Annotated in this window: 6 protein-coding genes; 4 read left to right on the top strand and 2 right to left on the bottom strand. The window is 65.0% G+C overall.

The window, feature by feature from the left end; translation table 11 throughout:
* Positions 1-79 precede the first annotated feature (79 nt).
* The gene (locus N5C28_RS05125; protein WP_279820800.1) at positions 80-2110 is read left to right on the top strand and encodes a methyl-accepting chemotaxis protein; all 2031 of its coding nucleotides are present in this window, start codon (positions 80-82) and stop codon (positions 2108-2110) included.
* A 265-nt stretch (positions 2111-2375) separates the two neighbouring features.
* On the opposite strand, the gene N5C28_RS05120 is transcribed toward N5C28_RS05125, so the two are convergent.
* On the bottom strand, positions 2376-3167 hold the full coding sequence (locus tag N5C28_RS05120; RefSeq protein ID WP_279820799.1) for a TatD family hydrolase: 792 nt from the start codon (positions 3165-3167) through the stop codon (positions 2376-2378).
* Positions 3168-3475: 308 nt separating this feature from the next.
* Between N5C28_RS05120 and N5C28_RS05115 the strand changes: the two genes are divergently transcribed.
* Positions 3476-5518, top strand: a complete 2043-nt coding sequence (locus N5C28_RS05115) for an AsmA family protein (protein ID WP_279820797.1) — start codon at positions 3476-3478, stop codon at positions 5516-5518.
* Positions 5519-5670: 152 nt separating this feature from the next.
* A complete protein-coding gene (locus N5C28_RS05110; RefSeq protein WP_279820796.1) occupies positions 5671-8064 on the top strand; it encodes a membrane-bound PQQ-dependent dehydrogenase, glucose/quinate/shikimate family in 2394 nt (797 codons plus the stop codon).
* A gap of 233 nt (positions 8065-8297) precedes the next feature.
* On the opposite strand, the gene N5C28_RS05105 is transcribed toward N5C28_RS05110, so the two are convergent.
* Positions 8298-9881: a peptide chain release factor 3 gene (locus tag N5C28_RS05105; RefSeq protein ID WP_279820794.1), complete on the bottom strand. Its 1584-nt coding sequence runs from the start codon at positions 9879-9881 to the stop codon at positions 8298-8300.
* 252 nt (positions 9882-10133) lie between these two features.
* Between N5C28_RS05105 and N5C28_RS05100 the strand changes: the two genes are divergently transcribed.
* Positions 10134-12662, top strand: a complete 2529-nt coding sequence (locus tag N5C28_RS05100; protein WP_279820792.1) for a sulfite reductase flavoprotein subunit alpha — start codon at positions 10134-10136, stop codon at positions 12660-12662.
* Positions 12663-12674 lie beyond the last annotated feature (12 nt).

Raw genomic sequence — 12674 nt, 5'->3', positions numbered from 1 at the left:
GGGACGGGGGCATCCGTTTCTGCGATCCTCTGCAGCCGTTCCTGCTGTCTACAACAATAATTAGAACTGGAGACGTCTTGTGAAGACTGTGTTGTATCCGGCCATCGCGCTGATGAATCGTCTCAGCTTCGGGATGAAGTTCAGCCTGATCAGTGTCTTGTTCTTCCTGCCCATGCTCGTCACCAATTTCTACCTGGTGCGCGACTCCTATCGTCAGTTCGTCAGCACCCAGGCGGCCCTGGACAGCCTGGACCTGCTGGGCGAATCGCTGTCGCTGCGCCGCGACCTGGAGAGCTACGCCGACCAGGTGGAGATCAACGCCATGATCGGCCAGTCCGGTCAGGCCGGTGACCTCGAAAACCGCATCGAGCAGCTGCAAGCTACACTGCGCGAGCGTATCCAGGCATTGCAGCCGGTGGTGCACGAAGCGGAGCAGATCACGGAGTTCACCGCCAAACGCGACGAGATGCTTGCCGAATTGCAGACGGTGGAGAGCGAATCCTCGTTGCAGGGCAAGATCGCCCTGGCGGAAAAGCTGCTGGCCAGCTCCCAGGTCTTCATCAAACTGATCGCCAGCCAGGCCGGCCTCAGCCAGGACCGCCAGCGTGAAGTGCGGCAGATGACCGAGCTGGTCACCGCAGTCACGCCGCTGGTCACCGCCCCGCTCAGCGAAGGCCGGGCGATTGGTGCGTTTTCCCTGGGTCAGGGCTTCCTCAATTCGTCCGCCAGCACCAAATTCGATGAGCTGCTGCTGGAGCTGGAAAAGCTGCACGCCGAATACGGCCTCAACCTGCAGGACGCCCTGACCAGCAGCCCGGCGGCTCGCGCCGCGCTGGAAGAGCAGGCCAAGGCGAGCCAGGCGACCCTCAAGGACAGCATCGCTCTGTTCGAAGACAAGGTGGTGATCGCTGACACTCTGGACACCCCGTGGCTGCAGTTCTACGACGAGGTCAGCGCCGCCATGGGCAAGACCTACCAGTTCAACGACGCGGTGCTGGCGTTCCTCGACCAGCAGTTGCAGACCCGCCTGCAGGACAACCGGGCGCAGATGATGCTGCTGGTGGTGGCCCTGGTGGTGGTGTTCCTGCTGATCGTCTACCTCTACAGCGGTTTCTACGTGTCCACCCGCACCACCCTGAAAAGCCTGGGGCGGGTCATGGACAAGGTGGCGGCGGGTGACATGACGGTCAGTTTCACCGCCCAGAGCCGCGACGAGCTGGGCGAGCTGGGCCAGGTGTTCAACGAGACCGTGCGCAAGATCCACGACCTGATCGAGCGGGTCGACCAGACGGTGGTCGAAGTCGAGCGGCAGGCCGGGCGCGTCGAGGTGGTGTCCGGGGAAAGCAACCAGGCGGTGGCCGGGCAGCGCAGCCAGATCGAACAGGTCGCCACGGCCATGAACCAGATGTCCGCCACTGCCCAGGAAGTGGCGCGCAGCGCCTCGGCGGCTGTGGATAGCGCCCAGAGCGTCAACCAGGAAACCGTGAGCGGTCGGGCGCTGGTGGCGTCCCAGGTCGGCAGTATTCAGCGCCTGGCCGGTGAGATCGATCAGTCGGTGCTGGTGATCAACCAGTTGGCCAGCGACAGCGCCTCGATCAGCCAGGTGCTGGACGTGATCAAGGGCATCGCCGAGCAGACCAACCTGCTGGCCCTCAACGCCGCGATCGAAGCGGCCCGCGCGGGCGAGCAGGGCCGCGGTTTCGCGGTGGTGGCCGACGAGGTGCGCAACCTGGCCAAGCGCACCCAGCAGTCCACCGAAGAAATCGAGACGATGATCGCCAAGTTGCAGGGCGGCGTCGGCGCGGCGGTGAAGACCATGCATGTCAGCCACCAGATGGCGGACGGCACGGTCAACGAGTCGGGCAAGGTGCAGCAGGCCCTGGAGAACATCCTGGGCGCGGTAGGCACTATCGTTGACCAGAACCAGCAGATCGCCGCCGCTGCCGAGCAGCAAACGGCCGTGGCCCATGACATCGACCAGAACATCGTCGAAATCAACCACGCCGGCGAGCGCACCGCCATGGGCGCCAGCCAGACCGAACAGGCCAGCCGCGAACTGACCGAACTGGTGTCACGTCTGAAAATGCTGATCGGCGCATTTCGCGTCTGATCGCTGCTCTCGCTGTAGAAGGCCAGCCATCTGTCGTAATGCTGTTCACTTGATAAATGCCGTTTTCCTTTCGCCAGGAAAGCGGCATTTTTCTGGGGCTGCAACTGGGGTGTAGGAGCGTCGCCCTCGGCGCGAACCGATTGCAGCCAGTCAATGGAATCCATGCCGTGGCCGCCATGCGCTGCGGGGCGCGGCTCCTACAAGGGATCTCGACACAAGCCGTAGCCTGGGTGGAGCGAAGCGATACCCGGGATCACTAAAGCGCTTACGCTGGATCAGGCTCCCAGCCAAACAGCTCCGCCGCATTGCGGCTGCTGGCGTCGGCCAGTTGCTCGGCGCTGACGCCCATCAGCTCGGCGATGGCCGTGCAGATGGCGGGCAGGTGTTCCGGGCTGTTGCGCTGGTTGGGGTACATCACCGGCGCCATGTCCGGGGCGTCGGTTTCCAGCACCACCGCCTCCAGCGGCAGGCGCGCCACCACCTTGTGCAGGCGGTTGGCCTGGGGCCAGGTGGGGGCGCCGCCAAGGCCGAGCTTGAAACCCAGCTTGAGGTATTCCCGGGCTTCTTCGTAGCTGCCGGCAAAGGCGTGGATGATGCCGGCGCGTTTGAGCTTCGCCCGTTTCAGGGTGGCGATGGTGGCGGCGTGGGCGCGGCGCACATGGATCAGCGCCGGCAAGTCGAATTCGTTGGCCAGCGCCAGCTGCGCCTCGAAGACGGACTGCTGGCGGTCGCGGTCGAGGTGTTCGACGTAGTAGTCCAGGCCGATCTCACCCACCGCGCACAGCTGGGGATGGCCTGCCAGACGTTCCAGCCACTGGCCCAGCTCGCTCAGGTGCTCGGGAAGGTGGTCGTCGAGGTAGATCGGATGCAGGCCCAGGGCGGCGTGCAGGCTATCGTTTGTCTGCACCAGGTCCCAGACGCGCTGCCAGTTGGCCTGGTAGACGCCCAATACCACCAGCCGTTCGACCCCTGCGGCACGGCTGCGCGCCAGCAACGCCGCGCGGTCGGCGTCGAAGTCAGGGAAGTCGAGGTGGGTGTGGGTGTCGATGAGGCGCATCGTGGATTTCCTGGCGCATTCGCTTCTGGGCACCTCTAAAACTGGCTACGTTGTCATCGCAGCGTTAAAAGCAGGCTGGATTGCCAGCCCAGTCAAAATGCTCATTTACACGCCGTAAATGCCGCTTTTTCGCCTGTTTTTGCTTTGCGCTGACTGCCTCGCCGACGTTTTTAGAGGTGCCCTTCTGAGGGGGAATGGGGAATCATACGGGCATTGTTCCTGTCGATAACATAGGCGGGCAGGAAACCTGCCGTCTTCGTCAGGATGGAGCACCGAGCGCCGGAGAGCGGTTTGAGAAGGGAGTGTGCATGACGCGTGTTCGCAGAGTGGTAGGGATCTGTCTGGCCCTGGTGTTGGTGCCGGTGGCGGCGCTGATGCTGTTCGTGGTGCTGTTCGACTGGAACCTGCTGCGGCCGACGATCAACACTCAGGTGTCCGAAGCCCTGCACCGTCCGTTTGCGATCAATGGTGATCTGCGACTGGTGTGGCGGCGCGAGGAGGGCGAGAACGGCTGGCATGCCTGGGTGCCCTGGCCCCATCTGTCTGCCGAGCAATTGGTGCTCGGCAACCCGGAGTGGGCCGAGGGCGAAACCTTCGTCAGCCTGGACCGGGTAGCCCTGCGCCTGGCGCCGCTGCCGTTGCTGTGGAAAACCGTGCAGATTCCCTACATCGAGCTGGGTGCGCCCAAGGCCAACCTGCAGCGCCTTGCCGATGGCCGCGCCAACTGGACCTTCGACCTGGGCGACGAGAACACCGACGACGCCCCCTCACCCTGGACCCTGGACATCGGCAGCATCGCCTTCGATGAAGGACAGATCACCCTGAACGACCAGAGCCTGAACAGCGCGTTCGAGGTGCAGGTCACGCAACTGGGCGCGCCCCTCGCCTTCAGCGATGTGGTCGGCAAGCAGCGTGCGGAGCGGGTGCCGGCCAGCGAGGCGCTGGCCTACGCCTTCGCCTGGACGGCCAAGGGGCGCTACAAGGGCCAGCCGCTGAATGGCAATGGCAAGCTCGGCGGGCTGCTGGCGCTGCACGATGCCGAGGTGCCATTCCCGCTGCAGGCGGATATCCGCGCCGGTGCCACCCGTATCGTCCTGGCCGGCACCCTGACCGATCCGAAGAACCTGGGCGAACTCGATCTGCAACTTAGCCTGTCAGGCAGCAGCCTGGGGCATCTGTACGGCCTGACGGGAGTGATCCTGCCGGAGACTCCGGCCTACGCCACCGACGGCCGCCTGATCGCCCGCCTGCACGATGAGGGCGGTGCCCGGTTCCGCTACCAGGGCTTCAGCGGCCGGATCGGTGACAGCGATATCCAGGGTGACCTGGAGTTCGTCGCCGGCGAGCCGCGGCCCAAGCTGTCCGGCACGCTGGTGTCCAACCAGTTGCGGTTCGCCGACCTGGCCCCGCTGATCGGCGCCGACTCCAATGCCGAGAAGAAGGAGCGCGGTGCCTCCAGCCGGCAGCCGGCGGACCGGGTGTTGCCGGTGGAGGAGTTCCAGACCGACCGCTGGCAGGCCATGGACGCCGACGTGCGCTTCACTGGCAAACGCATCGTGCACAGCGAGGCGTTGCCGATCAGCGACCTGTCGACCCGCCTGCTGCTGGATGCCGGGGTGCTGAGCCTGGACCCGCTGCGCTTCGGCGTGGCCGGCGGCACCCTGGATTCGCTGATCCACCTGGACGGCAGCCGCACGCCGCTGCAGGGGCGGGCACGGCTGAACGCCCGGGGCTTCAAGCTCAAGCAGCTGTTTCCCACCTTCGAACCGATGCAGACCAGCCTGGGCGAGCTCAATGGCGACGCCGACCTGCGCGGCCAGGGCAACTCGGTGGCAGCCCTGCTCGGCACCGCCAATGGCGACCTGAAAATGGTGATCAACGATGGCGCGGTTAGCCGTGGCCTGATGGAAATTGCCGGCCTGAACGTCGGCAACTACCTGGTGAACCGGCTGTTCGGTGACGAAGAGGTGCAGATCAATTGCGCACTGGCTGACCTCGGCTTCAAGAATGGCCTGATGACCACGCGCCTGGCGGTGGTGGACACCGAGAACGCCATCATCCGGGTCGATGGCACCGCCGATTTCGCCAAGGAACGCCTGGATATGGACATCACCCCGGCCTCCAAGGGCCTGCGCATCTTCTCCCTGCGTTCGCCGCTCTATGTCCAGGGCAGTTTCAAGAACCCGTCGGCAGGCGTGCAGGTCACGCCGCTGGCCTTGCGCGGCGCGGGCATGGTGCTGCTCGGCGTCACCCTGGCCCCGGCCGCGGGCGTCCTCGCCCTGGTCGCGCCCAGCGGCGATCAGCCCGACCAGTGCGGGCCGCTGTTGAAGCAGTTGCAGGGCAATCGCTGAGATCGCCTAGCTGACACGCGCCACGCCGGCGGCCATGCCCGGGTCAGAAAATCTGAACAAACGCTGTCGCGCCGTATCCACTGAGTGCTGGCCGGGCTTGTTTCAGAAAGTTCACCGGCGATGGTGGTGATATGAATCGGCTGGAGAGTGTGATGAGTAGCGAACATGGTCGGCGTCCACTGCGCATCACCCTGACAGCGATCATCATGCTGGTGCTGGGTACCTTGATGAGCGTTGGCGGTGGGTATCTGGCGATGCTAGGAGGCTCCTGGTATTACCTGGTGGCGGGCGTCGGGTTACTGGTAGTGGCAGGCCTGCTGTTTGCCCGGCGGCGCGCGGCGATCGGCGTGTATGCCGTGCTGTTGCTGGGCACGTTGGTCTGGACGTTTTATGAGGTGCGTTTCGACTGGTGGCAACTGGCGCCCCGCATCGATCTCTGGTGCATCCTCGGCCTCTGGCTGGTCCTGCCGTTCGTCAATCGCCACGTGAGTGCGCGAGTCGTATGGCGCGATGGGGCCAGCGTCCTGCTGGGCGTCGGGTTGCTGGCCGGTGCGTTGATGGCCGCATACGCGCTGACCCAGAATTATCACACCATCGACGGCGCGTTCAGCGACGCTCAGATGCGCGGGCCTGACTCGCAGGGCCAAGTCGGTCGCTCGCAGCATGAATGGACGTCTTATGGTGGCGCCGAGCGAGGTGACCGTTACTCGACAGCCGACCTGATCACTCCAGAGAACGTGGGCAAGCTGGAGAAGGCCTGGGAATATCACACAGGCGATCTGCCGGGTGAGGGCGACCCCGTCGAGCTGACCAACCAGGTCACACCGTTGAAGGTCGGCGATACGTTGTTCATTTGCACGCCGCACAGCGTGGCGATCGCCCTCGATGCGGACACGGGCGAGGAGCGCTGGCGCTTCGATCCCAGCATCAATCGCGATGCCGGGTACTACCAGCACATGACCTGCCGCGGCCTGGCCTACCATGATGGTCGTCGCTACGCTGCGCCGCCCGGGCAGCCGGATCAGGCCGCGGCCCGCTGCGAGCGGCGGCTGTTCCTGCCTACCAATGACGGCACCTTGATCGCGCTGGACGTCGGCGACGGCAAGCCGTGCGAGGATTTCGGCGAGGCCGGTGTGGTCGATCTCAAGGTTGGCCTGGGTGAAGATGCGCGAGGCGTCTACCTGCCTACATCACCGCCGGTGGTCACTGAGAAGCTGGTCATCGCGGGTGGATCTATTACCGATAACGGTTCGGTGGATTCGCCGGGCGGCGTGATCCGCGCCTATGACGTAAAGAGTGGCCGCCTGGTGTGGAATTTCGATCCGGGCAATCCCGATGCCACCGAGCCCCTGCCCGCGGGCGAAACCTATGTGCGCAGCACCCCCAATTCCTGGACCATCGCCACGGCTGACGAAACGTTGGGTCTGGTGTACATCCCCATGGGCAACCAGACCCCGGACCAGTGGTCGATCCCGCGAGGCCCGCTGGCCGAGCGGTTCACCGCCACCCTGGTCGCGCTGGAGCTGGCGACCGGCAAAATACGTTGGGAATTCCAGACCGTGCACCATGACCTGTGGGACCGCGACTTGCCATCCCAGCCCACGCTGGTGGACATCGACCGGCCCGAAGGCAAGGTGCCGGCCATCATCCAGCCGACCAAGCGCGGCGATCTGTTTGTGCTCGACCGTCGGACCGGCAAACCCATCGTGCCGGTCGAGCAAAGGCCTGTATCGCAGGGCACCGACTACGGCGATCACACCGCGCCCAGCCAGCCGGTATCGACGCTCAGCTATGCCCCCGATGAGCCTTTGCACGAGCGCGACATGTGGGGCGGTACGCCGCTGGATCAGATGATGTGCCGTATCCAGTTTCGCAAGCTGCGGTACGAAGGCGATTTCACGCCGCCGTCGCAGCAGGGTTCGCTGATTTACCCGGGCAACGTCGGCACTTTCAACTGGCCCTCGGTGGCGGTCGACCCGAGCCGGCAATTGCTGTTCGGTGCGCCCAACTACCTGGCGTTCATTTCGCAGATGGTCAAGCGCAGCGAGGTCGACCCCGAAGTGCGCAGCGGTGGCAGCGAGACCGGGCTGCAGCCCAACCTTGGCGCGCCTTACATGGTACGTCTGGAGCCGTTCCTGTCGGTGCTCAAACTGCCCTGCCAGGCGCCGCCATGGGGCTACGTGACCGCGGTTGACCTGCACACGATGAAAAAGGTCTGGATGCACAAGAATGGCACCAGCCGTGACAGCGCGCCGTTGGGCATTGCGCTGCCGGTCGGCACGCCGGCGCTGGGTGGCCCGATCGTTACAGCCGGCGGCGTGGCGTTCATGAGCGGCACGCTGGACTATTACCTGCGCGCCTACGACCTGCAGACCGGTGAACAGCTCTGGAAGGGGCGCTTGCCGGCTGGTGGGCAGGCGACGCCGATGACGTATGTCTCGGAAAAAACAGGCAGACAGTACGTAGTACAAATGGCCGGCGGACACGGCTCGTTTGGCACGAAGATCGGTGACTCTGTAACGGCCTGGACGCTGGCAGAAGAGTAGCGGGTCAGTCGGAACTAGCCAGTCGTTAGGGTAGATGGCGCGCTCTTTCATCCATCAGGGCAATCGCAGCGTGGTGGATGGGGGAAGCGGTATCTCCCCTACGGGACTGCTCGTAGCCTGGCGTCGGGTGCAGCGATACCCAGGATGAGCGCTCAGCCCGGGCTGTCGTCTGGCCCAAAAAAGAACCGGCCTTGAGAGGCCGGTTCTTTCTTATCTGCTGATCCTTTACACGCTCAATGATGCTCGCGGGTGGCGCGGAATTTCACGTCCGGCCAGCGCTCTTCCATCAACGCCAGGTTGACCCGGGTCGGGGCCAGGTAGGTGAGGTGGCCGCCGCCGTCGAGGGCGAGGTTTTCCACCGCCTTGTTGGAGAATTCCTCGAGCTTCTTCTTGTCACTGCATTCGATCCAGCGCGCGGACCACACGGTGATCGGCTCGTAGCCGCATTCCACCTTGTATTCCTCTTTCAGGCGGCTGGCGACCACGTCGAACTGCAGCACACCGACGGCGCCGAGGATGATGTCGTTGCTGCGCTCGGGGAAGAACACCTGGGTCGCGCCTTCCTCGGCCAACTGCTGCAGGCCCTGGCGCAGCTGCTTGGATTTCAGCGGGTCTTTCAGGCGCACGCGGCGGAACAGTTCCGGCGCGAAGTGCGGGATACCCGTGAAGCCCAGCACTTCACCTTCGCTGAAGGTGTCGCCGATCTGGATGGTGCCGTGGTTGTGCAGGCCGATGATGTCGCCGGCATAGGCTTCTTCCAGTTGCTCACGCTCGCTGGAGAAGAAGGTCAGGGCGTCGCCGATGCGCACGTCCTTGCCGGTGCGCACGTGGCGCATCTTCATGCCTTTCTCGTACTTGCCCGAGCAGATGCGCATGAACGCGATGCGGTCGCGGTGCTTGGGGTCCATGTTCGCCTGGATCTTGAAGATGAAGCCGCTGAACTTCTCTTCCACCGGCTCCACGGTGCGTTCGCGGGCGACGCGGGCCAGCGGGCGCGGGGCCCAGTCGACCACGGCGTCGAGCACATGGTCGACGCCGAAGTTGCCCAGTGCGGTGCCGAAGAACACCGGGGTCAACTGGCCGTTCATGAACTCGTCCTGGTCGAAGGTGTGGCAGGCGCCCTGCACCAGCTCCAACTGTTCGAGGAAACGGTCGTATTCATCACCCAGGTGGGCACGAGCTTCGTCGGAGTCCAGTTTCTGGATGATCTTGGTCTCGGTGCGCTCGTGGCCGTGGCCCGGGGTGTAGACGATGATGTAGTCGCCTTCGAGGTGGTACACGCCCTTGAAGTCGCGGTAGCAGCCGATCGGCCAGGTGATCGGCGCGGCCTTGATCTTGAGGACGGCTTCGATCTCGTCGAGCAGCTCGATCGGGTCGCGGATGTCGCGGTCGAGTTTGTTGACGAAGCTGACGATGGGCGTGTCGCGCAGGCGGCAGACGTCCATCAGGGCGATGGTGCGGGGTTCGACGCCCTTACCACCGTCGAGCACCATCAGCGCACTGTCCACCGCGGTCAGGGTGCGGTAGGTGTCTTCCGAGAAGTCTTCGTGGCCGGGGGTGTCGAGCAGGTTGATCATGTGCTCGCGGTAGGGGAACTGCATCACCGAGGTGGTGATGGAGATACCGCGCTGCTTTTCCATCTCCATCCAGTCGGAGGTCGCGTGGCGGTCGGACTTGCGCGACTTCACGGTACCGGCCACGGCAATCGCCTTGCCCATCAGCAGGAGCTTTTCGGTAATGGTGGTCTTACCGGCGTCGGGGTGGGAAATGATCGCGAACGTGCGGCGCTTGGCGACTTCGGCGGCCTGAGTGGTCATGGATTGCGTGCCTGAATGGAATCGATGGTGGGGCGGCTGGGCCCGGAAAACGGGCGATTATACCGTCAAACGCCGGAGCTGACCGAAACAAGGCGCACGGGGCGGTTCATCGGTCGGCGGCGCCTCTGCTGCGCCGGTTCCGGCACCGTTCGTAGGACGGATTCGTAAATATCGAGTAAAAGTCATGCGATGAAAATGCTTCTCATATAGAGTGCGCGCCCATTGCCAGGGTCGTTTTGGTATCTCGCCATCGTGTTCAAGAAAATCATGTTTCAGCTGCACTGGTTCTTTGGCATCAGCGCCGGGCTGGTGCTGTCCGTCATGGGAATTACCGGTGCCCTCTACACCTTCGAAGGTGAGGTCCTGCGGGCGCTGAATGGCGACCGCTGGCAGCTGGAGGCCAACGGCCGGCAGATGCTCGAACCGGTCGAACTGGTGGCGCGGATCGAGGCGGCCACCGACGATCGGGTCACCGGGCTGTTCGTGGACAGTCGGTACGCGATGCCGGGCACGGTGTTTCTCAGCCCGGCGCCAGGGGAGCGGCGCGGGCCGCGGCTTCCCTTCGACCCCTACACCGGGAAGATCCTCGAGGCCCCGGTCGGGCAGGAGTTCTTCCGCGTTTCCCTGCAACTGCACCGTTTCCTGGCCATGGGCGAAGTGGGCAAGCAGATCACCGCCGCCAGCACCGTGGCGCTGATCTTCTTCTGCCTGTCCGGGCTGTACCTGCGCTGGCCGCGCCAGTCGGGGAGCTGGCGCGCCTGGCTGACGCTGGACTGGGCGAAGAAAGGCCGCGGCTTCAATTGGGACCTGCACGCCGTCGCTGGCACCTGGGTGCTGCTGTTCTACCTCTGTGCCAGCCTGACGGGCCTGTACTGGTCGTATGACTGGTACCGCGACGGCATGACCCGGCTGTTGTCCGATACGCCGCCCGAACAGCGCCAGGAGGGACGTGGCCGGGGTCGCGAGGCGCCGGTCGGGCCGCCGCCCGAGGTCGACTACGTGGCCGTGTGGCGCAGCATGCAACAGGCAGCCGGCCCGCAGATGGTCGGCTGGAACCTGCGCCTGCCACCAGTTGCCGGGCAGAGCGGGACGGTGTTCTACATCCTCGAAGACGCCGAGCACGTGCGTGCCTTCAACCAGTTCCAGATCGACCCGAAGACCGGCGAGGTCACCCAGCACGAACGCTACGCCGAGAAGAGCTTCAAGGCGCAGATCCTGGCCAGCATGTACGCCCTGCACGTGGGCGAGTACTTCGGCCTGCCGGGGCGCATCCTGATGATGGTGGCCACTGGCGCGTTGCCGTTGTTCTTCATCACCGGCTGGTTGCTGTACCTGGACCGACGCCGCAAGAAAAAAGCCGTCCGCGCCGCCCGGGGCACCCTGACCAGCGGGTCGTCCGGCGAAGGCTGGCTGGTGGGTTTCGCCAGCCAGAGCGGTTTCGCCGAGCAACTGGCCTGGCAGAGCGCCAGCCAGTTGCAGGCCGCCGGTATCCCGGTGCGGGTCGAGCCTTTCTCGCGCCTAGACGCCGACAGCCTGGGCCAGGCGCGCAACGCCTTGTTCGTGGTCAGCACCTTCGGCGACGGCGAAGCGCCGGACAGCGCCCAGGCGTTCGAACGCAAGGTACTGGGTGCGTCCCAGGCCCTGGATCAGCTGAATTACGCAGTGCTGGCCCTGGGCGATCGGCAGTATGAACAGTTCTGCGGCTTTGCCCGCAGGGTCAGTGACTGGCTGGGGCGGCAGGGTGCCCATCGTCTGTTCGACACCATCGAGGTCGATGGCGAAGACCATGCGGCCCTGCAGCGCTGGCAGCAGCAACTGGGTGACCTGACCGGCACCGCGCCGATCGCCTTCAAGGAAACCCCTTGGGAAGGCTGGGCGTTGCAGCGCCGCGTGCTGCTCAACCCGGGCAGCCAGGGCGCACCGGTGTACCACGTCGCCCTCACGCCCCCGGCGCGTGGCGATTGGGAGGCGGGCGATATCCTGGAAATCCGTCCCTGCCACGGGCAGCCGTTCGTGCAGCAGTGGTTGCAGGCGCATGGCCTCGATGGCAGCGAACCGGTGATGCTGGGCGACCAGCCGACCACACTGGCCATGGCCCTGGGCGAGCGCCAGTTGCCGGATACCTTCGCCCACCTGGTGGGCCTGCATGCCCAGGCGCTGCTCGACGCGCTGGTGCCGGTAGGCTCCCGTGAATACTCCATCGCTTCGGTGGCTGCCGACGGTGTGCTGGAGCTGGTCGTCCGCCAGGAACGGCGCAGCGACGGCCTCCTGGGGCTGGGCTCCGGCTGGCTGACCGAACACCTGGCAGACGGCGGCCAGGTGCTGGGCCGGGTGCGGCGCAATAGCGGTTTCCACCTGCCGGACGACGAGCGTCCGGTGATTCTGATCGGTAACGGCACCGGCCTGGCCGGGCTGCGTTCGTTGCTGCGGGCCCGTGCGCTGGCCGGGCAGCATCGCAACTGGCTGCTGTTTGGCGAGCGCAGCCGTGCCCATGACTTCTTCTGCGGCGCCGAGCTGGACGCCGCGCTGGCCCAGGGCGAATTGCAGCACCTGGACCTGGCGTTCTCCCGCGATCAGGCGGAGAAGATCTACGTGCAGGATCTGCTGCGCCAGCACCGCGAGCGGCTGCAGGCCTGGCTGGATGACGGGGCATCGCTGTATGTCTGCGGCAGCCTGGAAGGCATGGCCGGCGGGGTCGACAGTACGCTGCGCGAGCTGCTGGGGACGGAAGCCGTCCAGGCCCTGACCGAGACCGGGCGCTACCGCCGCGACGTGTACTGATCCGGCGGCGCG

The organism is Pseudomonas sp. GD03944 (assembly GCF_029839275.1).
Classification (GTDB): domain Bacteria; phylum Pseudomonadota; class Gammaproteobacteria; order Pseudomonadales; family Pseudomonadaceae; genus Aquipseudomonas.
The sequence above is the reverse complement of the archived record's forward strand: the minus strand, read 5'-3'. Positions and strand labels throughout refer to the sequence as shown.